23 protein-coding genes are annotated in these 26,095 nt (G+C 71.3%); 15 read left to right on the top strand and 8 right to left on the bottom strand.

Going from position 1 to position 26,095, the window contains the following annotated elements; all coding sequences use genetic code 11:
• Nucleotides 1–111: 111 nt before the first annotated feature.
• Nucleotides 112–1,107, bottom strand: coding sequence for a stage II sporulation protein M (locus OO014_RS12380; protein WP_272462629.1), 996 nt, complete (start codon nucleotides 1,105–1,107; stop codon nucleotides 112–114).
• A 57-nt stretch (nucleotides 1,108–1,164) separates the two neighbouring features.
• Between OO014_RS12380 and OO014_RS12375 the strand changes: the two genes are divergently transcribed.
• Complete coding sequence (locus tag OO014_RS12375) at nucleotides 1,165–1,989, top strand: RDD family protein (protein ID WP_272462628.1); 825 nt, start codon at nucleotides 1,165–1,167, stop codon at nucleotides 1,987–1,989.
• Between the two features lie 132 nt (nucleotides 1,990–2,121).
• On the opposite strand, the gene OO014_RS12370 is transcribed toward OO014_RS12375, so the two are convergent.
• Nucleotides 2,122–3,639, bottom strand: coding sequence for a DEAD/DEAH box helicase (locus tag OO014_RS12370; protein ID WP_272462627.1), 1,518 nt, complete (start codon nucleotides 3,637–3,639; stop codon nucleotides 2,122–2,124).
• A gap of 346 nt (nucleotides 3,640–3,985) precedes the next feature.
• Here OO014_RS12370 and OO014_RS12365 point away from each other — a divergent pair, with 346 nt between their 5' ends.
• The 3 genes from OO014_RS12365 to OO014_RS12355 are packed head-to-tail and all read left to right on the top strand — an operon-like array spanning nucleotide 3,986 to nucleotide 6,731.
• Nucleotides 3,986–4,888 carry an ABC transporter substrate-binding protein gene (locus tag OO014_RS12365; RefSeq protein ID WP_272462626.1) on the top strand — a complete coding sequence of 301 codons (903 nt, stop codon included), beginning with the start codon at nucleotides 3,986–3,988 and terminating at the stop codon, nucleotides 4,886–4,888.
• 11 nt (nucleotides 4,889–4,899) lie between these two features.
• Nucleotides 4,900–5,871, top strand: coding sequence for an amino acid ABC transporter permease (locus tag OO014_RS12360; RefSeq protein ID WP_272462625.1), 972 nt, complete (start codon nucleotides 4,900–4,902; stop codon nucleotides 5,869–5,871).
• Nucleotides 5,871–6,731, top strand: a complete 861-nt coding sequence (locus tag OO014_RS12355) for an amino acid ABC transporter ATP-binding protein (protein ID WP_272462624.1) — start codon at nucleotides 5,871–5,873, stop codon at nucleotides 6,729–6,731. Before OO014_RS12360 ends, OO014_RS12355 begins: the two co-directional genes overlap by 1 nt.
• Nucleotides 6,732–6,892: 161 nt before the next feature.
• On the opposite strand, the gene OO014_RS12350 is transcribed toward OO014_RS12355, so the two are convergent.
• The 4 genes from OO014_RS12350 to OO014_RS12335 all read right to left on the bottom strand — a co-directional run bounded on the left by OO014_RS12350 (nucleotide 6,893) and on the right by OO014_RS12335 (nucleotide 11,742).
• Complete coding sequence (locus OO014_RS12350) at nucleotides 6,893–7,933, bottom strand: quinone-dependent dihydroorotate dehydrogenase (protein ID WP_420485508.1); 1,041 nt, start codon at nucleotides 7,931–7,933, stop codon at nucleotides 6,893–6,895.
• Nucleotides 7,934–7,975: 42 nt separating this feature from the next.
• Nucleotides 7,976–10,033, bottom strand: a complete 2,058-nt coding sequence (locus OO014_RS12345) for a discoidin domain-containing protein (RefSeq protein WP_272462622.1) — start codon at nucleotides 10,031–10,033, stop codon at nucleotides 7,976–7,978.
• Nucleotides 10,034–10,468: 435 nt separating this feature from the next.
• On the bottom strand, nucleotides 10,469–10,837 hold the full coding sequence (locus OO014_RS12340; RefSeq protein WP_272462621.1) for a GntR family transcriptional regulator: 369 nt from the start codon (nucleotides 10,835–10,837) through the stop codon (nucleotides 10,469–10,471).
• Nucleotides 10,834–11,742, bottom strand: coding sequence for a hypothetical protein (locus OO014_RS12335; protein WP_272462620.1), 909 nt, complete (start codon nucleotides 11,740–11,742; stop codon nucleotides 10,834–10,836). Before OO014_RS12335 ends, OO014_RS12340 begins: the two co-directional genes overlap by 4 nt.
• Nucleotides 11,743–11,925: 183 nt before the next feature.
• Here OO014_RS12335 and OO014_RS12330 point away from each other — a divergent pair, with 183 nt between their 5' ends.
• From OO014_RS12330 to galE, 8 genes are all read left to right on the top strand, one after another.
• The gene (locus OO014_RS12330; RefSeq protein ID WP_272462619.1) at nucleotides 11,926–13,410 is read left to right on the top strand and encodes a cytochrome ubiquinol oxidase subunit I; all 1,485 of its coding nucleotides are present in this window, start codon (nucleotides 11,926–11,928) and stop codon (nucleotides 13,408–13,410) included.
• A gap of 14 nt (nucleotides 13,411–13,424) precedes the next feature.
• A complete protein-coding gene (gene cydB, locus OO014_RS12325; RefSeq protein WP_272462618.1) occupies nucleotides 13,425–14,498 on the top strand; it encodes a cytochrome d ubiquinol oxidase subunit II in 1,074 nt (357 codons plus the stop codon).
• Between the two features lie 7 nt (nucleotides 14,499–14,505).
• Nucleotides 14,506–16,176, top strand: coding sequence for a thiol reductant ABC exporter subunit CydD (gene cydD, locus OO014_RS12320; protein WP_272462617.1), 1,671 nt, complete (start codon nucleotides 14,506–14,508; stop codon nucleotides 16,174–16,176).
• A complete protein-coding gene (gene cydC, locus OO014_RS12315) occupies nucleotides 16,173–17,990 on the top strand; it encodes a thiol reductant ABC exporter subunit CydC (RefSeq protein WP_272462616.1) in 1,818 nt (605 codons plus the stop codon). Before cydD ends, cydC begins: the two co-directional genes overlap by 4 nt.
• A gap of 12 nt (nucleotides 17,991–18,002) precedes the next feature.
• Nucleotides 18,003–18,416 (top strand): BlaI/MecI/CopY family transcriptional regulator, encoded by a 414-nt coding sequence (locus OO014_RS12310; RefSeq protein ID WP_272462615.1) that lies wholly within the window; start codon nucleotides 18,003–18,005, stop codon nucleotides 18,414–18,416.
• Nucleotides 18,417–18,431: 15 nt separating this feature from the next.
• Entirely contained in the window at nucleotides 18,432–19,328 is an 897-nt protein-coding gene (locus OO014_RS12305) for a M56 family metallopeptidase (RefSeq protein ID WP_272462614.1), read from the top strand.
• Between the two features lie 123 nt (nucleotides 19,329–19,451).
• Nucleotides 19,452–20,102, top strand: coding sequence for a peroxiredoxin (locus OO014_RS12300; RefSeq protein WP_272462613.1), 651 nt, complete (start codon nucleotides 19,452–19,454; stop codon nucleotides 20,100–20,102).
• A 170-nt stretch (nucleotides 20,103–20,272) separates the two neighbouring features.
• Entirely contained in the window at nucleotides 20,273–21,289 is a 1,017-nt protein-coding gene (gene galE, locus OO014_RS12295) for a UDP-glucose 4-epimerase GalE (protein ID WP_272462612.1), read from the top strand.
• Nucleotides 21,290–21,349: 60 nt separating this feature from the next.
• Here the strand turns inward: galE and OO014_RS12290 are convergent, their stop codons facing one another.
• Together OO014_RS12290 and OO014_RS12285 are read right to left on the bottom strand one after the other, a co-directional pair.
• On the bottom strand, nucleotides 21,350–22,696 hold the full coding sequence (locus OO014_RS12290) for an MFS transporter (protein WP_272462611.1): 1,347 nt from the start codon (nucleotides 22,694–22,696) through the stop codon (nucleotides 21,350–21,352).
• Between the two features lie 9 nt (nucleotides 22,697–22,705).
• Complete coding sequence (locus tag OO014_RS12285) at nucleotides 22,706–23,131, bottom strand: hypothetical protein (RefSeq protein WP_272462610.1); 426 nt, start codon at nucleotides 23,129–23,131, stop codon at nucleotides 22,706–22,708.
• Nucleotides 23,132–23,213: 82 nt separating this feature from the next.
• Here OO014_RS12285 and OO014_RS12280 point away from each other — a divergent pair, with 82 nt between their 5' ends.
• The 3 genes from OO014_RS12280 (at nucleotide 23,214) to purB (ending at nucleotide 26,007) form a co-directional block, all read left to right on the top strand.
• Nucleotides 23,214–23,726, top strand: coding sequence for a low molecular weight protein-tyrosine-phosphatase (locus OO014_RS12280; protein ID WP_272462609.1), 513 nt, complete (start codon nucleotides 23,214–23,216; stop codon nucleotides 23,724–23,726).
• 4 nt (nucleotides 23,727–23,730) lie between these two features.
• Nucleotides 23,731–24,522 carry a VOC family protein gene (locus OO014_RS12275; protein ID WP_272462608.1) on the top strand — a complete coding sequence of 264 codons (792 nt, stop codon included), beginning with the start codon at nucleotides 23,731–23,733 and terminating at the stop codon, nucleotides 24,520–24,522.
• A 75-nt stretch (nucleotides 24,523–24,597) separates the two neighbouring features.
• Nucleotides 24,598–26,007, top strand: coding sequence for an adenylosuccinate lyase (gene purB, locus OO014_RS12270; protein ID WP_272462607.1), 1,410 nt, complete (start codon nucleotides 24,598–24,600; stop codon nucleotides 26,005–26,007).
• The last annotated feature ends 88 nt before the right edge of the window (nucleotides 26,008–26,095 follow it).

The raw sequence follows: 26,095 nt of genomic DNA, 5'->3' as shown, positions 1-26,095 counted from the left end.
AAGCTCGCCGACCACTACCTCTGGCTCAAGAGCGAAGGCCTCCTCTGATCGAAAGAGCAGTTCGCGACGTGTCGCGAACTGCTCTTTCGATGGGGGTGCTGCGGAGACGGGTCAGCCGGCCATGGGGGCTGCGTCGCCCACGGCCGTCCGTGACACGTCCCCGGTCGCCCCGGCCCGGAAGGCCCGCCGACCGACGACGAAGACGTAGGCGAAGAAGGCCGCCTCCGCCAGCACCCCGATGAGGATCCGGGCGGCCGTCGGCAACCCGGACGGGGTCACGAAGCCCTCGATGAGGCCGCTGACGAGCAGCACCGCCACCAGGCCGAGCGCGATCGCGATGACCGTGCGCCCAGCCTCGGCGAACGCCACCGCCCGGGGGCGCGGTCCCGGGTCGATCCACGACCAGAACAGCCACAGCCCAGCACCCCCGGCAACGAAGACGGCGGTCAGCTCGAGCAGCCCATGGGGCAGGATCATCCCGAAGAACAGCGATGCCCGGTCGTGGCTGGCCATCAGCGCGCCGACGATCCCGAGGCCCATGGTGTTCTGCCACAGGACGTAGACGACCGGAAAACCGAGGACCCCGAAGACGATCGCCTGCGCAGCGACCCACGCGTTGTTGACCCAGACCAGGGTCGCGAACTCGTGGTGCGGGAACTCGCGGTAGTAGTTCTCGAAGTCGGTGCCCACGTAGGCGTTGATCTCCTCGCGGGTCATCATCGACGTGTAGACCTGCGGGTGCTCGATGGTCCACCAGGCGACGAGGAAGGCCGCGAGGACATTGAGCGCGAGGGTGAGCAGCCACCACCTCCGCAGTCGGTAGAGCGCCGCCGGGAACGTCCGCAGGAAGAACCCGCCGAGGTCGGACCAGGTCGACGAGGTCTGCCCGGCAAGGGTCACGCGGGCGCGGCTGAGGATCGTCGACAGGTGCCGGACCAGCGTCGGGTCCGCCTCGCCGGTGCGGATCAGGGACAGGTGCGTCGACACCTGCTGGTAGAGGTCGAGCAGCTCGTCCGCCTGGCCGCCGGTGAGCCGCCGCCTGCGGCTCAGCTCGTCGAGCCGGCGCCACTGGTCGGAGTGTGCGGCGACGAGCGCGTCGAGGTTCACGCCGTCACGATATAGGCCGTATGCCGCTGAGCTCGCCGGGTGCGTACGCTGCCTCCCATGACGGCTGGGGCGCCCATCGGACAGCGATCGCGCAGCTACGCCCCGGAAGAGGCCGTGACCGGTGAGGGCGTCGCCCTCGAGGTGCCCGTCGCGAGCATCGGCACGCGCGTCCTGTCCGGCCTGATCGACGTGGTCCTCCATGTCGGGTTGCTCATCGGCGTGTTCTTCGCCGTTGGCACGCTGACCGGGCAGTCGTCCGAGGCAGTCGGGCGCACCGCGGTCATCGTGGCCTTCGTGTCGGTGCTCGTCGGGGTGCCCACCGTGCTCGAGACCCTCACCCGAGGCAAGACGCTGGGCAAGCTCATCACCGGGTTGCGCGTCGTCCGCGACGACGGTGGCCCGATCTCGTTCCGGCACGCCCTGACACGGGCGCTCGTCGGCTGGGTCGAGGTCTACCTCTTGACCGGCGTCGCCGCGGTCATCGCCGCCCTCGTCACGGCTCGGGCGAAGCGACTCGGGGACCTCGCAGCAGGGACCTACGTCATTGCCGAGCGCAGTCGCCTCCGGCTCCCGCCTCCACCGGCCGCGCCGCCGGGGCTGGAGCGCTGGGCCCGGGCGGCTGACATCGCCGCGCTCGACGCCGACCTCGCCGTGGCGGTGCGCCAGTTCCTGCCGCGGGCCCACCTGCTCATTCCCCAGGCCCGCCACGACCTCGGGCAGCAACTCGTGCGACGGGTCATCCCCCTGGTCGCCCCGGCTCCTCCTCCGGGCCACGACGCCGAGGAGATCCTGAGGGCCGTCATGGCCGAGCGCTACCGCCGCGAACTCGAGCGGCTGCAGCGCGAGCAGTCCCTCCGCGCAAAGGTCCTACCCCCCACCTAGCCCCAAGCCAAACTCGAGTGGCCCCGGTGTCCACACCCCGGCCCGGCACCGATCCTCCCCACAATCTCGAGTGGCCCCGGTCTCCACAGGACGGACCTGTGGACACCGGGGCCACTCGAGTGAAGGAAAGAGTCAGCTGGCGCGGCGGCGGGTTCCCGCCCGGGTGCCCGCCGAGAACGCCGCAGCGCCCCCGCCCGAGCTCGTCGAGTAGACCGTCGCGCTGCCGCCCTGCCGGCCCCGGCCGCCCTTGGCACCCTGACGACTGCCGTTCGAGCCGCCGGAACGACGGGCCTCCGGCGCTCCCTCGGTCGGCTGCGCTCCCCGACCCTGGCCACGTCCACGTCCACGACCGCGGCCGCCACCGGTCCGCGCACCCGTGTCGGCACCCGCGTTCGAGCTGGCGGGCTTGCGAGCCCGGCCACCACCGGAGGGAGCGGGCTCGCGGACGAGCCCAGCGGCATACGACCGCTCGCCGGGAGCGAGCTCCACGAGAAGGGGGTGTCCGACGGCAACCCGCGTAGTCGTGGGCTTGATGCCGGCCTTGCGCGTCAGGTCACGGACGTCGCGGACCTGCTCGTCGAGCATCATCGTCACGACCGTGCCCTCGGCACCGGCGCGCGCGGTGCGGCCGGACCGGTGCAGGTAGGCCTTGTGCTCGACCGGCGGGTCCGCGTGAATCACCAGGGACACGTCGTCGACGTGGATGCCGCGGGCCGCGATGTCGGTCGCGACGAGCGTCTGCGCGCGGCCGCTGTGGAAGTCGTCCATGTTGCGCGTCCGCGCACCCTGGCTGAGGTTGCCGTGCAGCTCGACCGCCGGAACTCCCGACGAGTTGAGCTGCTTGGCAAGCTTCTTCGCGCGATGCTTGGTGCGCGTGAAGACAACCTTGCGACCCGGCGCGGCAGCCAGGTCGAGGATGACCGGGAGGTGCGCGTCAGGGGCGACGTGGAGGACGTGGTGGGCCATCGTGGCGACCGGCGACTGGGCCGAGTCCGCCTCGTGTGTGCGGGGATTGGTCAGGAAGCGCTTCACGAGGACGTTGATCGCACCGTCGAGCGTGGCCGAGAAGAGGAGTCGCTGCCCGTCGGCCGGAGTCTTGTCCATGATCCGGCGGACGCCGGGGAGGAAACCGAGGTCAGCCATGTGGTCGGCCTCGTCGAGCACCGTGATCTCGATCGAGTCGAGGGACACGTGCCCCTGCGACATGAGGTCCTCGAGACGGCCCGGGCAGGCGACGATGACGTCGACGCCCCGGCGCAGCCCCTGGACCTGCGGGTTCTGGCCGACACCACCGAAGATGGTCTGGCTCGTCAGGCCGGTGGGGCCGGCAAGGGGTGCGAGCGCCGTGTCGATCTGAGTGGCGAGCTCACGGGTCGGCGCGAGGATGAGCGCGCGGGGGCGACCCGGACGACGGCGCGTCGGGGTCGCCGCGAGGCGCGCCACCAGCGGCAGCAGGAAGGCATAGGTCTTGCCCGAGCCGGTCCGGCCGCGGCCGAGCACGTCGCGCCCGGCGAGCGAGTCCGGCAGCGTGGCCGCCTGGATCGGGGTGGGCGTCGTGATCCCCAGGTCCGCCAACGCGGCGGTGAGGGGGGCCGGCACGCCGAGCGCGCCGAAGGTCGTTGCGTTCAGGACAGTCGTGTCGATGGACACAGGTGTGGACTCCAGAGGTCAGTGAGTGGTCGTTCTGCCCGGCGCGAGGCCGCTCCGAGGCGGAGGGCCAGTCGCGGCGCAAAGAGCGAATCGACTGGGGCGGGAGCGATGAGTCCCACCAAGAAGAGATGGCCCGAGGCAGAACTGGGCGGGCCACTGGGGTCCACGGTAGCCGACGCTGAAGCCTTTCCTTGCATCCGTCCGTCCGACGGGACGATTTCGCTCATCTCAAATGGAAGACAACGGTTCGGTTGCGCGGATGGGCACGGCGGCTGGAAGGTGGCAGTATCGGCGTTCTCAAACAGCACCACGGACATCCCGTCCGTACCGTGGAAGGACCTTCCCCATGCGTCGCTTGCCCATCCTTGCCGTCACCGGCATGGTCGCTGTCGGCCTCACCCTCTCGGCGTGCGGCTCCGACTCGCTGTCACCCACCACCCCCGGCAACACCAGCCCGGCGGGAGGCACCGGCGCAGGAGGTGCTGACGCCGCTCTGGCCGCTCGCGTCCCGGCTGACCTGAAGAGCAAGGGCACGCTCACCATCGGCACCGACCCGACCTACGCGCCGAACGAGATGCTCGCGGCCGACGGCAAGACCGTCGAGGGCTTCGACGTCGCGCTCTTCGACGCTGTCGCCGCGAAGCTCGGCCTCAAGACGGAGTGGAAGCCGGCCAGCTTCGGCGACATCATCCTCGGCGTCACGAGCGACAAGTACGACGTCGGCGTCTCGAGCTTCACCATCAACGACGAGCGCAAGCAGCAGGTCAACATGGTCAGCTACTACAGCGCCGGCACCCAGTGGGTCGTCGCCAAGGGCAACCCGGAGAACGTCAACATGGACGACGTGTGCGGCAAGGCCGTCGGCGCCCAGAAGGACACGGTCCAGGCCGACGACCTCGCGGCCCGCAGCAAGAAGTGCACCGACGCCGGAAAGCCCGAGATCACCATGGTGATCCAGGAGGGTCAGGACCAGGTCACCGCGGACGTCGTCAGCGGCAAGACGGTGGCCATGCTCGCCGACTCCCCCATCGGCCTCTACGCCGTGAAGCAGACGGGCGAGCTCGAGGCCCTGGGCGACATCTACGACTCGGCTCCCTACGGCTACGTCGTGCCCAAGGACCAGATGGACTTCGCGAACCTGCTCGTTGACGCGCTCAAGGCCACCAAGGCAGACGGCTCGTACGACGCAGCCCTCAAGCAGTACGCCGTCGAGGCCGGAGCGATCGACAACTTCGCCGTCAACCCGTGACGACTGGGCCGATGTCCGAAACCCAAGGAGGCGGTAGTGACCGGCCGGGCGTGATCCACGCCCGGCCGGTCCCCCACCCGGGACGCTGGGTCGCGCTCGTGGCGATCCTCGTGCTCGTGGCGATGATGATCAGCTCGTTCATGACGAACGAGCGGTGGAACTTCCCGAAGGCCCTGGAGATCATGCAGCAGGCGCCGGTCATCGAGGGGCTGCTCAAGGGCACGATCGCCGGCACGCTCGGCGGCATGGCCATCGGCGTCGTCGGCGGCGTCCTCATCGCGGTCCTGCGCCTGTCGCAGAACCCGATCCTGCGGTTCGTGTCATTCGCCTACACCTGGTTCTTCCGCGGCATTCCCCGACTGGTGCTGCTCGCCATGATCGGCAGCGGCGTCGGCTACCTCTACCGGCGCGTCGACTTCGGCGTGCCCTTCGGGCAGCAGTTCGCGCAGTGGCTCGGGCTGTCGCAGGACTTCACGTTCTTCACCCTCAACGTCAACCAGTTCTCGAGCACGCTGCTCGCCGGCATCGTCGGCCTCGGGCTCTCCGAGGCCGCCTACATGGCCGAGATCGCACGCGCCGGAATCCTGTCGGTCGACAAGGGACAGGCCGAGGCAGCTCAGGCGCTCGGCATGAACCGCGGTATCACCCTGCGCCGCATCGTGCTCCCGCAGGCCATGCGGGTCATCGTCCCGCCCACCGGCAACGAGACCATCGCCATGGTCAAGGACACCTCGCTGCTCTCGGCGATTCCCGTCATTACCGAGCTCTTCTACCAGACCAGCGCGATCGGCAGCCGCACGCTGCTGATCATGCCTGCTTTCGTCGCCGTGACGGCGTGGTACCTGATCGTCGGCTCGGTCCTCATGGTCGGGCAGTTCTACCTGGAGCGGTACTTCGGGCGCGGCTTCGGCATGACCCGGCGGCAGGCGCGCAAGGCCCAGGCCAAGCGCGTCGCCCGGCCGGCCGGGATGGGAGGAGCGTGATGACGGAGACGACCAGCACATCACGCCAGCGAACGGGAGCCGGTGACGCACCGCCGCTCGTCCGGGCGGTCAACGTGATGAAGTCCTTCCACGGCAACGAGGTCCTCAAGGGCATCGACCTGACCGTCCACCGGGGCGAGGTCGTCGTGCTACTCGGTCCGTCCGGCTCGGGCAAGACGACGTTCCTGCGCTGCATCAACCAGCTCGAGACCATCGACGGCGGCCGGATCTGGGTCGACGGTGAGCTGATGGGCTACCGCGAGGATGACAAGGGCCACCTGCACCACCTGACCGACAAGCAGGTCGCTGCCCAGCGTCGCGACATCGGCATGGTGTTCCAGCGGTTCAACCTCTTCCCGCACAAGACGGCCCTCGAGAACCTCATCGAGGCGCCCATGCAGGTCAAGGGCATCTCGAAGAAGGAAGCAACCGCCCGAGCGCACGAGCTGCTCGAGCACGTGGGCCTCGCGGACAAGCCGTCCGCCTATCCGGGGGCACTCTCGGGTGGCCAGCAGCAGCGAGTCGCCATCGCCCGGGCGCTGGCGATGGACCCGAAGCTGATGCTCTTCGACGAGCCGACCTCGGCCCTCGACCCGGAGCTCGTCGGCGAGGTGCTCCGCGTCATGCGTGACCTCGCCAAGGCCGGCATGACGATGATCGTCGTGACGCACGAGATGGGCTTCGCCCGCGAGGTCGCGGACCACGTCGTCTTCATGGATGCCGGCGTCGTCTGCGAGGAGGGGACCGCCCGAGAGGTCATCGGCAACCCTCAGCAGGAGCGCACCAAGTCGTTCCTGCGCCGGATGCGAAGCGAAGAACAGCAGGAGCGGCAGGACGAGCAGGACCTCGAGCAGGCCTGATCCGCAGCCTCACTCGAGTGGCCCCGTCATCCACAGGTGGAAGGCGGGGCCACTCGAGTTGGGGGGTGTGGATGGTGGGGCCACTCGACATCTCGGGGTGACCGACGCGAGCCCCGACTGGGTTGATGTCAGTGCGGCGAGCCCGGGGTTGCGTGCTGGCATCAACCGGACAGCCCCCGGTTGATGGCGCGGTTGATGACGCGCACGAGCGGGGGGCCGCCGAAGATGAAGCCCGTGTAGAGCTGGAGCAGCGCGGCACCCGCGTCGAGCATCCGCTTGGCGTCGTCGACGGTGGAGATGCCGCCGACCCCGATGACGGGCAGGTCCGGAGCCTCACGGTGGATGAGCGCGACGACCTCACGGGCGCGTGCCGTGAGCGGCCGGCCGCTGAGCCCACCGGTCTCGGACTGCGCCACGGCCAGGTCGGACGCGGCGACTCCGTCCCGGGCGATGGTGGTGTTGGTGGCGATGACCCCGGCGAGACCGTGGTCGGCGCAGACCTGGAGCACCTCACCGATGGCGTCGTCGGTCAGGTCGGGCGCGATCTTGACGAGGAGCGGGGTGCCCTCGGCCTCCGCCTGGAGCGCCGCGACGAGTTCGTCGAGCATCGCTCGGTCCTGCAGGCCGCGGAGCCCGGGCGTGTTGGGGCTGCTGACGTTGATCGCGACGTAGTCGGCGAAGCCTCGCAGCGCCCGCATCGAGTGGACGTAGTCACCGACCGCCTCCTCGACCGGCGTCACCTTGGACTTGCCGATGCTGATGCCGAGCGGCACGCCGAGTGGCCCGAGAGCCGCCAGCCGGGCGGCCAGCGCGTCGGCGCCCTCGTTGTTGAAGCCCATCCGGTTGATGATCGCGCCGCTCTCGCGCAGGCGGAACAGGCGCGGCCGTGGGTTGCCGGGCTGGGCGTGCCGCGTGACGGTGCCCACCTCGACGAAGCCGAAACCGAGCGCGGGCCAGGCGGGCAGGGCCACGCCGTCCTTGTCCATGCCGGCCGCCAAGCCCACCCGGCTGGGGAAGCGGACGCCGAAGACGGTCGTGGGGTCGTCGGCGCCGTTCCAGCGGCGGAGCGCGGCGAGCGCCGGCGGCACGTGCGTCAGGCGGGACAGCGCCGCCATCGTCGTGTGGTGGGCGGTCTCGGCGTCACCGCCACGGATGCGGAAGAGGGCCGGACGGACGACGCGCTCGTAGATCACGGCCCACATGCTCCCATCCCGGGCAGCCCACCGGGGGAAGCGGGCGGCGGGTCAGCGCGCCTGGACGCCGACCTCCCAGATCGAGTAGCCGTAGGACGTCGCCCGTGACATCCCCACGACCCGCACGAAACGGGCCGCCGTCGGCCCGAACACGACGACGTCGAGCCCACCGTCCCCGCGCGTCTCGGTGGCCACGGTCCGCCACGACGCCCCGTCGGTCGACACCTCGACGCGGTACTCCCGGGCGTGCGCCCGCTCCCAGTCGATGACGACGCGTCCCACCTGCTGCGCCGCGTCGAGGTCGACGCGCCACCACTGCGGATCGCTCCAGTCGCTGGCCCACCGGGTGTCCCGCCGACCGTCCACTGCCCGCGGCGCACGGAAGTCGGTGATGAGACTCCACTCGTGGCTGCTCGCCGTCGCCGGCCGGCCGAGCGCGAGGTTGGTCGGGCGCGCCCACGCCTCGGTGGCCGAAGCGGTCCGCAGGTAGGACTCCGCGCCACGAGCGAGCTCCGCTACGACCTCCTGACCACCGAGCGAGCGCAGGTCCTCGACCCAGTCGGGGACGAGACCGTAGTGCGGCACGCCGTCCACGTTGTAGTCCCACGTCCGCGCACCGGTCACCTGCCGGTCAGCGACCGATCCGCCGAGCGTCCCGAACGGATACGTGACCGCCGACCCGGCCCGCGGTGCGGGCGTGCCGCCGAAGCCGTTCATGTCCATCCCGAAGCCGTAGCCGACGTCGTAGCGCTCACGCAGTGACTCGTCCGCCTCCATCTCCGCCACGAACTCGTCGGCGTCATGGCCGTACTGCGTCACCAGACCGCCGAGTCGATAGAGCCGCTCGGTGAAGTGCGGGTCCATCCACGAGTGGGTCGAGAGGATGCCCGGGTAGTTGGCCGCCTCGAGCAGGTCCAGGGTGCGCGCCGCTGCCTTGACGCTCATGTGGTCGATCTCGACGAGCATGCCGCGCTGCATCATCCCGTCCAGGGCGTGCTCGCCGAGCGCCGACAGGCCGCGCGGGTTGCAGTGCGGCGCCTCGGGATAGACGGGCGCCACGCGGCCCACCGGCAGGTAGGGCGCGAGCTCAGCGGGGATGATGCCGCCGGCGACCGTGTTGTCGTGCAGCTCGGTCCGGCATCGCTCGACCTGCCACCACTGACCGGTGTTGAGGAGGTTGCCGACGTTGACGATGACACCCTGGGTGCCCTCGTCGAACCGGACCCCGCAGAGGGCGTTGTCGAACTTGTGGCAGAGATACATCGAGCGCACGCCGAGGCCGTGCAGCTCGGTGAGGCCCCGGTCGATGTCGGCCTGCGTGCACCCGGGCACCCCGAGGGTGAGCTTGCAGCCGAACGGGTTGGACACCTCGACGCCAAGGATGACCGCGAGCCGCCCCTGCTCGATGTAGGTGCGGGCCTCGTCGGCCGAGTAGGCGATCCGGAACCAGCCCCGCCCCGGGCCGCCGTACTGCTCGTCGATGAAGGCCTCGAGCCGCTTGGTCTCGGCGATCTGGCGGCGGACGGTGTCCATGTCGTCACAGCTGTGCTCGTTGACCTGGGTCGGCAGCTCGCACAGGACGTTGTTGTTGACGGCGTCCGCGACCATGATCCGCAAGCCGCCGCGCCACGCCCGCTCGATCCAGCGGTGGTACATCTGCTGGTGGGTCAGGCTGGACCACTTCGGCCAGTCGGCAAACGTGGGCCACCCGACGGGGTCGTGCGGGTCGAAGGGGCCGCCGCCCTCGAGGTTGGTGAGGTTCTCGATGAGGGCGCCTCGCCCGTCGGGCTGGTGGTTGTCGCAGTCCTTCAGCGCGTCGGCGATCCCCGCGATGCTGAAGGTGGCGCCGCAGACGATGTTGCCGCCGAAGCCGACGTCGGACATGAGGTGGGTGTGGGCGTCGACGTAGCCCCGGACGCTCCCGTCGGGCGCCGTGCCGGCGAACGGCGCGCCCGTGACGTTGACCTCCGAGTCGGGGGTCTGGGGACTGACTGGTTGCCACGGATCCGGTTGCGCTGCGGCGGGGCCCAACGTGGCCGCGCCGATGGCAAGGACGACTGCCGCGGAGAGGAGCATGTGGTGGAGGTGCCGGAACCTGCGCTTCGCCATTGAAGCCTCCGAGGGAGAGAGGGTCGGGTGCCGCCGACCTTACTCTCGGTAGCGAACTCTCGCTCCTCGAAATCGGCCGTATGCCGCTGGGCTCGCTCCCCGACCGCCCGCCGCCCCCGGCCCGGCCCGGCCCGGCCCGGACCGGACCGGCCACGACGCGGGGTATCACGGCCGGTCGTCGGCGCGTCTGCTGAGGCATCGGGGGGACAACGTCTGCGGGGAGGCCCAGATGAGCAGGATTCCGCCACAGGGAGCACGGATCGTCGGGGCTTGGCCTCCGCCACCGGAGCGCCATCGGCCGTCGCTGAAGCAGGCGCGCGTCGTGACCGACCAAAGCCAGCCGGAGCCGCTCCGGTCTCGGGACACGGCGCCGGTCGCCCGGGGCCTGCGCCTGCTGCGGCTCCTCCGAAAGGGCCGCCCCCGGACCGTGTGAGGTCAGTGGCTGCGGAGGGCGGAGCGGACGAGGTCGAGCGCGGTTGCGTCGTCGAGTCCGGCCTCCCGGACGGCCAACGCATACTTGGCCGCCAGGGCCGCCACTGCGACATCCGCTGTGTGCTCCCCGGAGGCGACGACGGTGCCGGCCCGGCGCCGGGTCTCGACGAGACCGGCGGCCTCGAGCTCCTTGTAGGCCCGCGCCACCGTGTTGGCGGCGAGCCCGAGGTCGGCAGCGAGCGCCCGGACCGTCGGGAGCCGGTCGCCGGGAAGCAGTCGACCGGACGTGATGAGGCCGGCCAGCTGGGTGCGCACCTGCTCGAACGGCGGCTCGGCGAGCGTCACGTCCACCCGGATCCGGACGTCAGTCACACCGACACCTCCTGACCGGCCTCTGCAGGCGCCTCGGCCCGCGGGATGGCCGGCGCGTCCCAGAGCAGCACCTGGATCCCGATGAGGATGAGGGCGACGCCGAGCCCGATGAGGCCGAAGCCGGCGTTCTGCGTCCAGTCCCAGGGCGCCCGGCCCCCCGGAGCGCCGGGCATCCGGAGGTTCTGGGCCAGCTGCGCCAGGGACGAGCCAGCGGTCAGGGACAGGCCCGCAGCGGTCAGGACCGTCCCGCCCGCTGCAAAGCGGAGGACGCGCACCCGTGAGCCGGTCCGCAGGGCCCGGTCGAGCGCCGGCTGGTCGACATCGAGCACGGGGCGGGCGTCGACCCGGCGCAGGGCCCACCAGGTCGCAGCCGCCAGCAGCACCAGGGCCACGGCGATCGGCACCCCGTAGGTCCAGCCCGGGTAGGGACCGTTGCTTGCGGCGCCCGTCGTCCAGGTCCGCACCACCGAGGCGCCGTCAGCAGCAGCCGTGACACCACCGACGACGACGAGCGCGGCCGAGACCCCCAGACCGAGGAGGTAGCGACGCCACAGGCCACGGTCCGGCTCGATCCCGGAGCCCCCCCTGATGCGGAGCGACGCCTCGCGTGCGGGACCTGGCCGGGCCCGCCACAGCCCCTCGCTGAACCCGGCCACCACGACCCCGACGAGCCCGGCGACCGCCGGCAGCGTGGCGAGACGCACATCCTCCTGCGCGGGCACGGGTGAGAGGAACACCGCGATGAGCACCGCCACGAAGCACAGCGCCGTGACCCAGGTCGCCCGCAGGCGGACCTGCCCCGCCTCCCGGTCCAGCGCCGATGCCGTTACTAGCCGGACGATGCCGACGACCAGGGCGAGGAGCCCCAGCGGCAGGACGAGAGCGAGCAGGATCCGACCACCCATGGAGACCTCCACCAAACCGTTCCGATTGACTCAATGTATTAAGTCATTGGGACAAACGCCTGTCAAGCGCGGGAGGTGCGGAAGGCCACGTTCCTCAGAAAGGAACTCAGCGGCCTACGGAATTACTACGTGCCGTAGTATCTACTACGACACGTAGTTACTTGCCTGCCCTCCGGAGACTCCATGGATGCCACCGACCTCGCAAGATGGCAGTTCGCCATCACGACCGTGTACCACTTCCTCTTCGTGCCGATCACCATCGGCATGTCGGCCATCGTCGCGTTCTTCCACATGCAGTGGGTCCGCACGCACCGGCCCGAGTGGCTGCGGCTCGCCAAGTTCTTCGGCAAGCTCTTCACCATCAACTTCGCCCTCGGGCTCGTCACCGGCATCGTCCAGGAGTTCCAGTTCGGGATGAACTGGTCGGACTACTCCCGGTTCGTCGGCGACATCTTCGGCGCCCCGCTCGCGATCGAGGCCCTCCTCGCCTTCTTCCTGGAGTCGACCTTCCTCGGCCTGTGGATCTTCGGCTGGGGCCGGATCCCCGAGAAGCTGCACGCCGCGACGATGTGGATCGTCCACGTCGGCACCCTGCTCTCCGCCTACTTCATCCTCGCGGCCAACTCGTTCATGCAGAACCCCGTCGGCTACCGCTACAACCCCGAGACGGGCCGCGCCGAGCTCACCGATTTCGTCGCCCTGCTGACCAACAAGGTCCAGCTGATCACCTTCCCGCACGTCATCCTCGCCGCCTACATGGTCGGCGGCGCCGTCATCATGGGCGTCGCGCTCCACCTGATGCGGCGTGAGGCCCTGGCAGCCGAGGGCATCGACCCCGCCGAGCGACTCCGCTCCAACGACGCCTCCCTCTACCGCAAGGCGACCCGCATCGGCGCCGTCGTCACGCTCGTCGCAGGTCTCGGCGTCGCCGCCACCGGAGACATCCAGGGCAAGATCATGACCGAGGTCCAGCCGATGAAGATGGCGGCGGCCGAGGGCCTCTACGAGTCCGTGCCGGAGGGCGAGGGCGCCCCCTTCTCCGTCCTCACGCTCGGCACCCTCGACGGCGAGCACGCCAACCCGATCATCGAGATCCCCGGCCTGCTCAGCTTCCTCGCGACCGGCGACTTCAACGGCCAGGTCGAGGGCATCCGCGACCTCAAGCGGGAGTATGCGAAGACCTACGGCGAGACCGGCAACCCGCTCGTCGCGGACCCTGCGACGAACTACGTCCCGAACATCCCGACCACCTACTGGACGTTCCGTCTCATGATCGGCGTCGGCATGGCCGCTGCGGGCATCGCGGTCGCCGTGCTCTGGCTGACCCGCAAGGGACGCACGCCGACGCACCGGTGGCTCTTCTGGGCCGCCGTCGCCGCCCCGCTGCTGCCCGTCTTCGGCAACTCGTTCGGCTGGATCTTCACCGAGGTCGGCCGCCAGCCCTGGCTCGTCTTCGGCCTCATGACGACGGCGAGCGGCGTCTCACCCGGCGTCTCCATCGGCGAGGTCATGACCTCGATGGTCGGCTTCACCCTCCTCTACGGCGCCCTGGCCGTCGTCGAGATCAAGCTCTTCCTCCACTACGTCCGGCGCGGGGCCGACGCCTTCGAGCAGCCCCAGGAACCGAGTGAGCGGGACGAGGACGCACCCCTCGTCTTCGCTTACTGAAAGGACCGCCCACCATGGATCTCGCCACCTTCTGGTTCATCGTTCTCGGTGTCCTCTGGACCGGCTACTTCGTCCTCGAGGGCTTCGACTTCGGCGTCGGCATCCTGCTGCCGGTCCTCGGCCGCAAGAATGGCGTCGTCGGCGCGGCCGCCGGCGACGCCGAGAAGCGCCGCCGCGTCCTGCTCAACACGATCGGCCCGGTGTGGGACGGCAACGAGGTGTGGGTCCTCACCGCTGGTGGCGCGACCTTCGCGGCGTTCCCGCACTGGTACGCGACGCTGTTCAGCGGCTTCTACCTCCCCCTGCTGCTCATCCTCGTCGCACTGATCCTGCGCAACCTCGGCTTCGAGTACCGCCACAAGCGCGGCGGCGACGAGTGGAAGTCGCGTTGGGACCTCGCGATCTTCTGGGGCTCGCTCGTCCCGGCGTTCCTCTGGGGTGTCGCGCTGACGAACATCGTCCGCGGTGTCCCGATCGACGCCGAGATGGAGTACACCGGCAACCTCTTCACCCTCCTCGGCCCCGTCCCACTCCTCGGCGGGCTCACTTTCGTCGCGCTCTTCGTCACGCACGGGGCGATCTTCGTGGCGCTCAAGACCGACGGCCCCATCCGCTCTGACTCCCGGCGCATCGCTGAGCGGATGGGGCTCGTCACCGTCGTCCTCGCCGTGGCCCTCCTGCTCCTCCTCGGGATCGGCGACGGCACCGCGGCCTCGTGGGCGACGACGGTCGTCGCGGCGGTGGCCCTCCTCGGCGCGCTCCAGGCCAACCGGGCCGGCCGCGAGGGCTGGGCCTTCCTCGGCACGGCGGTCACCATCGCGATGGCGGTGGCGACGTACTTCCTCATGCTCTTCCCCAACGTCATGCCGTCCTCGACGAACCCGGCGTGGAGCCTGACGATCGACAACGCGTCGAGCTCCGAGTACACGCTCAAGGTGATGACCGTCGTCGCGCTCATCTTCACGCCGCTCGTGCTGCTCTACCAGGCGTGGACGTACTGGATCTTCCGCAAGCGGCTCACCGTCGCCCACATCCCCGAGGACGTGCAGCCCGGCCGTCCCGACCAGCCCCTGCAGAGGGTCGGGTGATGCCTGGATGAGGCCGTTCGACCCGCGCCTGCTCCGCGTCGTCCCGGCGGCGCGGAGACCGGTCGCCGCCCTGGCGGCGATCGGGATCGCGACCGGAGTCACCACGATCGCCACGGCGTTCGCCCTCGCGGGCGTCGTCGTGGCGGTTGTCGATGACCGGCCGGTCGCGGCGCCTGCCCTGTGGCTCGGTGCCCTCTTCGTCGTCCGGGCGGTGCTCGCCTGGGCGACCGAGGTGGTCGCGGCCTGGGCCGGCGTCAGCGTGTCGACGGCCCTGCGGACCGCACTGGTCCGCGCCTGGGGCAGCGGTGGGGCCCGGCCCGACCGGACGACGGCCGTCTCTCTCGCCACTGCGGGAGCGAGCGCCGTCGAGCCGTATGCGGCCCGCTACCTCCCGACGCTCGTCACGGCGGCGGTCGTGCCGGTGCTCGCTGTCGCGACGCTGGCGGTGGTCGACTGGCCGAGCGCGCTCATCGTGGTGGCGACGGTGCCCCTGCTGCCGCTCTTCGCGGCCCTCATCGGGCACGCGACGGCCGACTCGACGCAGCGGCGTTGGGCGGCTCTGGCGAGCCTGTCGGGCCACTTCCTCGATGTCGTGCGCGGGCTGCCGACGCTCGTCAACTACGGCCGGGCCGGCCGTCAGGTCGAGGTCGTCCGCGAGGTGAGCGAGCGCCACCGCCGGGCCACCATGGAGACGCTGCGGATCGCCTTCCTCAGCTCGGCGGCGCTCGAGCTGCTCGCGACGATCAGCGTGGCGATCGTGGCCGTGACCGTCGGCCTGCGCCTCTCCTACGGCTCGATGGCCCTCGGCCCGGCCCTCGTCGCGATCCTCCTCGCGCCCGAGGCGTACTGGCCGATCCGCCGCGTCGGGCAGGAGTTCCACGCCGCCGCCGACGGGGCGACGGCCCTCGACGACATCATCGGCGCCCTCGACGACATCATCGGCGCCCTCGAGCGCGCCGGCGCTCCCGCAGCAGGTGCCGACGCCCCGTTCGCGCGGGTCGACCTCCGGGACGTCACCTACTCGTATGCCGCTGGGCTCGCCCCCGTCGTCCGTGACCTCGACCTGGTGGTCGGCTCGGGCCTCTACGTCATCACCGGCACGTCGGGAGTCGGCAAGACGACGCTGCTCGACCTCGTTGCGGGCCTCAAGGTGCCGACGTCGGGTGCGCTGACGGCACCGCCGTCGCACTACGTCACGCAGCGTCCGTTCCTCGCGGCGGGCTCCATCCGGGCCAATCTGACGCTCGGGCACGACGACCGGCGGGTCCCGGGGTCGGACGATCACCTGTGGCAGGCGCTGCGGGCCGTGGGACTCGACGGTGTCGTCGCCGGACTGCCCGAGGGCCTCTCCACCCGCATCGGCGACGACGGCTTCGGCCTCTCGGCCGGTCAGCGCCAGCGGCTCGCCCTGGCGCGGGCCTGGCTGGCGCCGGAGCCCCTGCTGCTCCTCGACGAGCCGACGGCCCACCTCGACCCGGACGCCGCGGAGGCCGTCAACGCTCTCATCGTCGCGCTGGCCCACCGGCGCATCGTCATCGTGGTGACCCACCGGCCCGAGCTCGTCGCCGTCGCGGACGAGCACCTGCACCTGCTCCCGCTGCCCGATGCGGGCGACCCCGCCCCCACGGCAACGCACCACGACCTGGTGCCGGCCGCCACGCACGAGGTGACGCCATGACGACGTCCCCGACCGCGGCCCCTGACGTCCGCGTCGGGGTGGAGGGGCTGACGAAGCCACAGCCCCTCCGCCCCGGCTCGGCCTCCGACCACCGCGGCCGGATCGCTCTCGCCGGGATGCTCGGTGGGGTAGCCACCGCTTCCGGCGTCGCGCTCACGGCAACCTCCGGCTGGCTCATCGCCCGGGCGGCGGAGCGGCCCATCATCCTCACGCTGATGACCGCCATCGTCGCCGTCCGCACGTTCGGCATCGCCCGGCCGGTGTTCCGCTACTGGGAGCGCCTGGTCAGCCACGACGCGTCCCTCGCCTCGCTCGCCGCCCGCAGGTCAGCGGCATACGAGGCGCTCATCCCGCTCACGCCCGCCCGGCTGGGACGGCGCCGCCGCGCCGACGTGCTCACCGCTGTCGTCCACGACCTCACCGACGAGGTCGAGGCCCAGGTGCGGGTGACCGTGCCGGTGGTCTCGAGCGCCGTCGCCGGGGCGATCGCCATCGGGTTCACCACGGTGATCGCGCCCCCGGTCGGCCTCGTCGTCGCCCTCGTGTGTGCCTCGGTCGTCCTCGTCAGTGCGGTGGCGCACCGCATGGAGACGAGCTCCCTGGGTGCCCTCGTCGCGGCCCGAGCCGAGGTCGTGCGCGTCAGCGAGCTCGTCACCTCGCAGGCCGACGAGCTGCGCGCCATCGGCGCATGGGCGACCGCAGCCCGCTGGCTCGACGACGCGCACGACGGGGTGGCGCGGGCGACGCGCGCCGCGGTCCGCGGACGGGCGCTGGCAGCCGGCACCTACCTGCTCGTCGTCGCGGCCGCCACCATCGCCACCGCCGCGATCGCGACCGGGCTCGAGGTCTCGAACCCCGTCAAGGCGCTGCTCGTCCTCACCCCCGTGGCGCTCGCCGACGCCATCACCCCGCTCGCCGACGCGATGCGGGCCCGGGCCCAGGCTCGGGCGGCCGCGGCCCGCACGGCCAAGCTTCTCGCCCAGGACCCCGCCGTGCGCGACGTCCGCGGCTCGCTCCCGGCGGACGCAGGGGCGGGATCGGAGCAGTTCCGGGGCGTGCGGCTCACTGACGTCGCTGCCGCCTGGGACGGCTCGAACGCGCTCGGACCGTTCGACCTCGGGGTCGGCGCGGGCGAGGCAGTGGCCGTGCTGGGGCCCAACGGAAGCGGCAAGTCGACGCTCCTGGCCGTGCTGGCCCGGCACCTGGACCCGCTCTCCGGACGCTACGACGTCCACACCGCAGCCGGGTCGCACGACGTGCTCACCGAGCCGCTCGCCGAGGCCCGGGCCCGCATCGCCGTCGTCGACGACGAGCCGCACGTCTTCGCGACCTCCCTGCGCAACAACCTCACGCTCGCCCGCCCCGGCGCGACCGACGAGGACGTCCTCCAGGCCCTCGATCGAGCCGGCCTCGGCCGGCTCGTCGCGGGCCTGCCGGACGGTCTCGACACCATCCTCGGGGCGGGCGGCCGTGGCCTTTCCGGAGGTGAGCGGGCCCGGCTCGCCATCGCCCGGGCCCACCTCAGTGGTCGACCCCTCATGGTGCTGGACGAGCCGGTCGCCCACCTCGACCCACCGACTGCCCGCAGCGTCCTCGCGGACCTGCTCGCACCGCGGCGCGACACCGATGATCGCGGCGCCTCCACCTACCCGCACGACTCCGACGCCGGCCAGGGCACTGCTCCCGGCGCCGGAGAGGACACCGCTCGGGTGGCCCCGGACGGCCGGCGCCCGGCTGTCGTGTTGGTCACACACCGGCCTGACGGGCTCGATCTCGTCGACCGCGTTTTCACTGTCACTCATCCGCACAGGTAGATTGGAAGCATCATGGCCACGAATCCACGCACCCGACTCGGTGAGCTCGAGCGTGCCGTCATGGAGCACCTCTGGACCGCCTCCGAGGCGCGCCCCGAGGGTCTCACCGTGCGCGACGTGCACGACGCCATCGGCGTCGAGCGCGGGCTCGCCTACACCACGCTGATGACCGTCCTCGACCGCATGGCCAAGAAGAAGCTGGTCACCCGCGAGCGTGACGGCAGGGCCTGGCGCTATCTGCCCGCGTCCTCGCGTGACGAGCTGACGTCCGAGGCACTCCACCACACGCTCGGCGAGCTCGCCGGCTCCGAGCGTCGTAGCGCGCTGCTCCGCTTCCTCGACCAGTCGACCCCCGAGGAGCTCGACGAGCTCCGCGCGGCTCTGGCTGACCTCGAGCAGCGTGAGGGCAAGCGCAAAACCGGCTAGTCCCCCGAGTCGCTTATGGTCATTGCGGCCCTGCTCATCCTGATGATCGCCCTCGCGTGGCCGGTGCCGCGTCTCATGGCCGGGATGACCACGTTCCGGCGCGCGCCTCGCGCCGCTCTCGTCGTCTGGCAGGCGACCTCCGTCGCGGCCGTGCTGGCTGCCCTCTTCGCCGCCCCCGCCGCCCTGCCCTACCTCATCGGGCCCGCCCCCGAGCTGACCGACAACGCGACGCAGATCGCCATCGCCGTGACCGTCACCGGCCTGATCGCCGGGCGCCTCATCGTGTCGGGCCACCGCGTCGGCACGCGCCTGCGGGCCCACCGCCGGCGGCACCGGCGGCTCGTCGACCTCCTCGCCGTGCCGGTCGGGGCGGACGCCTCCCATGCCGCGCACATGCGGGTCATCGAGCACCCGACCCCGACGGCCTACTGCGTGCCCGGCGTGCGTCGCCGGGTCGTGCTGACCCAGGGCACGCTCGACGCGCTCCCCGAGGACCAGCTCGACGCCGTCCTCGCACACGAGCGGGCCCATCTGCGGGCCCGGCACGACCTCATCCTCGAGTTCTTCACGGTCATCCACGAGGCCGTGCCCAGCTGGTTCCGCTGCGAGGCGGCCCTGCGGGAGGTGACCCTGCTCATCGAGGTGCTCGCCGACCGCGCCGCGGTCCGGGCGACGGGCGTGCTCTCCACGGCGCGCGCCATCGTCGGCATGGCCACCGGCGCCGTCAAGCCCGAGGGCATGCTCGCGATGAGCGAGTCCCCCTCCGCGGCAAGGCTGAGGCTCGAGCTGCTCGAGCCCGGGCCAGTTGCCGGCCTGCCGGCGCCCATGGCCGCCGCGGTGATGTACCTCTTTGCCGGCTCGGTCGTGCTCATGCCGGTGGCGCTGCTCGTCGTGGCGTGGGCCACCGCCTGAGCGCTGACCAGCGCACGCCGCGTCCCCGTCCGCGTCCGAGGGTCGGACGAAGCGTGTCCCATAAGGTGAAGTTATGGTTCAGTGCTGCTCAACGCACGGTTTCGCCCCTGAAAGGATCCCGTCATGACTTCGCTGCGCCTGGGCGACACCGCCCCCGACTTCACCGCCGACACGACCGAGGGAGAGCTGTCCTTCCACGACTGGAAGGGCGACGGCTGGGCCGTGCTCTTCAGCCACCCGGCCGACTTCACGCCCGTCTGCACCACCGAGCTCGGCCGCGTCGCCGCCCTCAAGGACGAGTGGGCCCGCCGCAACACGAAGGTCATCGCCGTCTCTGTCGACCCGGTCGACCAGCACCAGGAGTGGAAGCCGGACATCGAGCAGGTCAGCGGGCACGCCGTCGACTACCCGATCATCGCCGACGAGGACCGCTCCGTGTCCGAGGCCTACGGGATGATCCACCCGGGCGAGGGCGACACCTCGACCGTCCGGTCCGTGTTCCTCATCGACGGCAGCAACAAGGTCCGCCTCTCGCTGACCTATCCCAAGTCCGTCGGGCGCAACTTCGACGAGATCCTCCGCGCCCTGGACGGCCTCCAGGTGACCGACTCCGGGCCGTTCTCGACGCCCGCCGACTGGCAGGTCGGCGACCGGGTCATCGTCGCCCCGACCCTGACGACCGACGACGCGCGCGCTCGGTTCGTCGACGTCGAGGAGGTCAAGCCCTACCTGCGCTTCACCCCGGCGCCCACCCCGGCGCCCACCCCGGCCTGACACCCCCTCCCCCGGCCCCCCACTCGAGTGGCCCCGTCATCCCCATCCCCGCCGAGCGGGCCTGTGGACGGCGGGGCCACTCGAGTGAGGGGGTGCCTGGAACGAGCCCAGCGGCATACGGCCTGACGGCTCCCCGGCCGGGCCGGAGCGCGCGTCGATAGGCTCGTCCCATGCGCGTCCTCGTCTCCGGCGGTGCCGGCTACATCGGCTCCCACACTGTCGTCCAGCTCGTCGCGGCCGGGCACGACGTCCTCATCGTCGACAACTTCGCCAACAGCAAGCCGACAGTCATGGCGCGACTCGAGGCCCTGACCGGCACCCACCTGCCGGTGCACGCGTTCGACCTCGTCGACCACGACAAGACCGAGCACCTCTTCGCGACCGAGCCGATCGACGCGGTGATCCACTTCGCCGGGCTCAAGGCGGTCGGCGAGAGCGTCGAAAAGCCCCTCGAGTACTACGAGAACAACCTCGGCACCACCTTCTCGCTCGTCCGGGCGATGCGCCGCCACAACGTCCGCCGGCTCGTCTTCAGCTCGTCGGCAACCGTCTACGGGACCAACGAGCCACCGTTCACCGAGGACATGCCGACCGCCGCGTCGAACCCCTACGGCTGGACCAAGGTGATGATCGAGCAGGTCCTGCGCGACGTCGCGCACGCCGAGCCGTCCTGGCGGATCGCGCTGCTGCGCTACTTCAACCCGGTGGGCGCGCACGCGTCCGGCACCATCGGTGAGGACCCCCAGGGCATCCCCAACAACCTCATGCCGTTCGTCGCCCAGGTCGCCGTCGGGCGACGCGAGAAGCTGCAGGTCTTCGGCGGCGACTACCCCACCCCCGACGGCACGGCCCTGCGCGACTACATCCACGTCGAGGACCTGGCCGCCGGGCACCTCGCGGCGCTCGACCAGCTCGCCCGGACGGACGACGCGGTGTCGACGTGGAACCTCGGCACGGGCGTCGGCACGAGCGTGCTCGACGTGGTCCGGGCCTTCGAGCGGGCGACCGGCCGTCCGGTGCCCTACGAGGTCGTCGGGCGGCGGGCCGGAGACCTTCCCGCAGCCTTTGCCGACCCGAGCCGGGCCCAGCGCGAGCTCGGCTGGCGCGCCGAGAAGGACATCGACGACATGTGCGCCGACTCCTGGCGGTGGCAGAGCCAGAACCCCGAGGGATACCCCGACGCCTGACCGGGCCACCCACCCCGGACCGTATGCCGCTGGGCCGGCTCCCGTCGCCCGCGCACCTTCCTAGGGTCGCGGGTTGAGGGCGTCGTAGTCGTGGAAGCTTCGCACCCGGGCCACGGCCGCGACGACGAGCAGGACCACGAGCGCGCCACCGACGGCGGGCGGGACCCACGTCACCGTCAGCGTCGCCAGCGACCCCGCGAGCATCTGGCCCAGCCGCGGTCCACCGGTGACGACGACGGTGAAGATGCCCTGCATCCGGCCCCGGAGCCGGTCCGGGACGGCGCTCTGCAGGATGGTCTGGCGGAAGATCGCACTGACGTTGTCCGCTCCCCCGGCCACGGCGAGGCACACCAGCGCAGCGGCGAGAGCCGGACGGTTCGCGTCGGCGATGTCCCTGCTGCTCACCGCGTGCCCGCCCACCATCACCACCGCCACGACGATCCCGAAACCGAGAATCGCGAGCCCGTAGACCACGATGGCGTTGCGGATGGCTCGCCCCTGCCAGCGCGCGCCGGTGACGCGGCCGGACCCCAGGCTCGAGAGGATGCCCCCCGTCGCGAAGCCGGCGAGGAGCAGGCCCGCCGTGACCGGCCCACCGCCGATGACGACGGCGCCGACGGCAGGGAAGAGGACCATCGGGTGGCCGAACGTCATCGCGATGATGTCGACGACGAAGCTCATCCGGACGTTCGGTGCCGTGCGCAGGTGGGCGAGGCCCTCGACGACCGACCTGAGCCCACTCGGCGGGGCAACGCCGTCGACACCCGTCTCGGGCCGGATCCGAGGCAGCGTCCACAGGCCGAGCAGGCCCGCGACGAAGAGGAGGACGTCGACGGTGTAGGTCCACGCGTAGCCGACCCGCGCCACCAGCACGCCGGCCAGTCCGGGCCCGACCGTGACCATGAGCCCCATCGAGATGCCCATCAGGGCGGCGGCCTTGGGCAGCAGCTGCACCGGCAACAGCCGTGGCGTGATGGCCTGACGGGTCGCCGAGGCGATCGTCGCGGCGACGGCGTTGACGGTCGTGATGACGTAGAACGCCCACACCGTCGTGACACCGGCCCACGCGATGAGAGCGAGCGACACCGTGGATGCCCAGGCGACGAGGGAGGCGACGAGCGCCACGACCCTCCGGTCGAAACGGTCCGCCACGGCGCCGCCGTAGAGCCCCGACGCGATGACCGGCCCGAGCGCGAACCAGGCGACGAGGGAGACCATGAAGGTCGAGGCCGTCAGGTCGTAGATGTGCAGGGCGACGGCGGTGGCCGTGACCTGGGCGCCGATCCCGGCCAAGGTGTTGCCGACCCACAGCCGGGCGAAGGCAGGGCTCTCGCGCAGCGGTGAGATGTCGACGAGGTGGGACCGGCGCGGCGCCGTGCCACCATGCGTCTCGCTCCCGTCCACCACACGAGGAACCTACGCCACGTCGAACAGCCCGACCCGCAGCGCCGCCTCGACGTCCCGCAGCATGGAACCGTCACGCACCCAGGCCCACCCGTCGTCGCCCCGCCAGGCCACCATGGTCCGCACCGCGCCGTCGACACCCGTGAAGGAGACCATCGACAAGGGGCCGGTCTCGATGATGCGTGCACCATCGACGAGCTCCGCGAGAGTTGCTTGGCCGGTCCCCGCGTCGACCGCGAGCAGCGCGCCACCGGCCAGGGCGGCGGCGTAGGCGGCGGCAATGGCGCGCGAGCCGGCCGCCTCGCGACCGTGCGGCAGACTGACGACGGCGTCAGCGGCATACTGCTCCGAGATGCCGGCCACGTCGCGGGCCGCCAGCCGGCCAACGAAGGTGGACAACAGCTCTCGGGGGGTCCTCGCACCACGGTTCGTCGTCATGCGAACACCGTGCCACCCACCGCCGACAACGGCTTGTCCGGAGCTGCACCGACGACGTCCCCGACGGGTGTTGAATGGGGCCATGCCGTTGCCGCGCCCGTTCCACGTCACCTTCGTGTGCAGCGGCAACATCTGCAGGTCGCCCATGGGGCACGTGATCCTCGAGCAGCTCGTCCGCGAGGCGGGCCTGGACGACCAGGTGACCGTGAGCTCGAGCGGCACGGGCGACTGGCACGTCGGCGAGCGCGCCGACCCCCGAACGATCGACGTTCTCGCCGCCCACGGTTATGACGGCTCCGCCCATCGCGCCAAGGAGTTCGACGCGACGGCGTTCGACGACATCGACCTCGTCCTCGCGTCCGACGACGGCCACGTGCGGCACCTGCGCCGGCTGGCCCCGTCATCGCACCACCGCGACCGGATCCGCCTCGTCCGCGAGTTCGACCCCGCCGCGGTCGCTGCGGGCACGCTCGAGACGAGTGACCCCTGGTATGGCGACGAAGGCCACTTCCGTCGGTGCTTCGTCGAGGTCGAGGCCGCGTGCAAGGGCGTCCTCGAGCACGTCAGGGGACGGTTGGAGACGGAGCAGCCCTGATCGCATGAGAGACCTCGCCATCACCGTTCCGCACTACCCCTACGGGGCCCCTTGCTGGGTGGACCTGCTCGTCAGCGACGTCGACCGGGCCCAGCGCTTCTACACCGAGCTGTTCGGCTGGCGCTGGCTGACCGGAGACGCGGCGAGCGGCGGCTACACCATGGCCCTGCTCGGCGACCAGCCCGTGGCCGGCGTCAGCCGCCGGCCGCCGAGCGCGCCCGTCCCGAGCCAGTGGACCACCTACCTTCGCGTGGGCGACATCAGCGTCGCGGCGCACGCCATCGCCACCTACGGGGGGCGGCCGCTCGGCCGGCCCGTCCAGATCGGCGCGCTGGCTCGCACCATGGTCGCCGTCGACCCGGGCGGGGCCTACTTCGGGGTGTGGGAGCCGGGAGACCTGCCCGGCAGCGGCACCCTCGACCGTCCGGGTTCGCTCACGTGGAACGAGCTGCTGACCCGGGACTACGACGCGGTGCTCGACTTCTACGAGAACATCTTCGCCCACGGCTTCATCGACGAGACCGAGGACGGCGGTCCCCGGTGGTCCACGGCCCACACGGGCGACGGCAACCCCGCCTACGGCCTCGCGGAGATCGACGCCGACTGGCCGCTCGAGATCCCGGCGCACTGGGTCACCCATTTCGCCACGGACAGCGTCGTGTCGACGGTGGCCCACGCGCTCGACCTCGGCGGCAAGCTGCTCCAGGGCCCGTTCGACGGCCCGTACGGTCTCGGTGCGGTCCTGAGCGGGCTGGAGGGCGAGGTCTTCTCCGTCCTCGTGCCCGACCTCGACTAGGCACACCGCGCCCAGCCGGCCCAGCGGCATACGGACGAGTCGGTGGCACGCCACGCGCTCTGGGAGGATGGGCGCATGGCTTCCCTCGCTGACGCTCAACCCGCCATCGCGCTCGGAGCGCTGGACGGCCGCTACCGCGCCGCCGTCGCGCCGCTCGTCGACCACCTCTCCGAGGCAGCCCTCAACCGGGAGCGGGTCCGCGTCGAGGTCGAGTGGCTGATCCACCAGACCACGCACGGCATCGTGCCCGGTGTCCGCCACCTGACCGACGCAGAGGTCGCGGCGCTGCGCGGCGTCGTCGAGACCTTCGGCCCGGCCGAGGTCGCCGAGCTCGCCGAGATCGAGCGGGTCACCGTCCACGACGTCAAGGCGGTCGAGTACTTCCTCAAGCGGCGCCTCGCCGAGATCGCGCCCGCTGACGAGGACCGCGGACTCGCCGAGCTCATCCACTTCGGTTGCACCAGCGAGGACATCAACAACCTGTCCTACGCCCTCATGGTCAAGGGCGCCGTCGCCGAGGTGTGGCTCCCCAAGGCACAGGCCCTCGTCGACCAGGTCGCGACGCTTGCCCGTGAGCTGCGTGACGTGCCGCTGCTCGCACACACCCACGGCCAACCGGCGACGCCGACGACGATGGGCAAGGAGCTCGCCGTCCTCGCGTGGCGGCTCGGCCGGCAGCTGCGGCGCATCGAGCGGCAGGAGTACCTCGGCAAGTTCAACGGCGCCACCGGCACGTTCGGGGCGCACGCCCTTGCCCTCCCCGACGTCGACTGGCCGGCCGTGTCCCGCGAGTTCGTCGAAGGCCTCGGGCTGACCTGGAACCCGCTGACCACGCAGATCGAGAGCCACGACTGGCAGGGCGAGCTCTACGCCGACGTCGCCCGCTTCAACCGCATCCTGCACAACCTGTGCACCGACGTGTGGACCTACATCTCGATGGGCTACTTCGCGCAGGTGCGCGGGCAGGGCACCGTCGGGTCGAGCACGATGCCGCACAAGGTCAACCCGATCCGCTTCGAGAACGCCGAGGCCAACCTCGAGGTCGGCAATGCCCTGCTCGATGTCCTCGGGTCCACCCTCGTCCAGAGCCGGCTGCAGCGCGACCTGACCGACTCGTCGATGCAGCGCAACATCGGCTCGGCGTTCGGGCACAGCCTGCTCGCCCTCGACAACGTCTCGCGCGGGCTCGCCGGGCTCGATGCCGTCCCCGACGCGATGGCGGCGCACCTCGAGGCGAACTGGGAGGTCCTCGGCGAGCCGATCCAGTCCGCGATGCGGGCGCTCGGTGCCCAGGGCGTCCCCGGCATGGAGGAGCCCTACGAGCGCCTCAAGGAGCTGACGCGCGGGCGGCGGGTCAACGGCGATGACGTCCGTGAGTTCGTCCGCGGGCTGGGCCTGCCGGCAGAGGTCGAGGAGCGCTTCCTCGCGCTGACGCCGCAGACGTACACGGCGCTGGCCAGCCGGTTGGTCGACTACCTGCCCTGAGTGTTCGGCGGGCCCATCGGCCCTGTCGTATGCCGCTGGGCCGGCTCCCAGCGCGGGGCCGCTGGCGTGGGGCTCGCGCTGGGAGCCG

The sequence above is a fragment of the Intrasporangium calvum genome (assembly GCF_028446585.1).
GTDB lineage: Bacteria > Actinomycetota > Actinomycetes > Actinomycetales > Dermatophilaceae > Intrasporangium > Intrasporangium calvum_A.
This window is presented reverse-complemented; position numbering and strand designations above follow the sequence as displayed.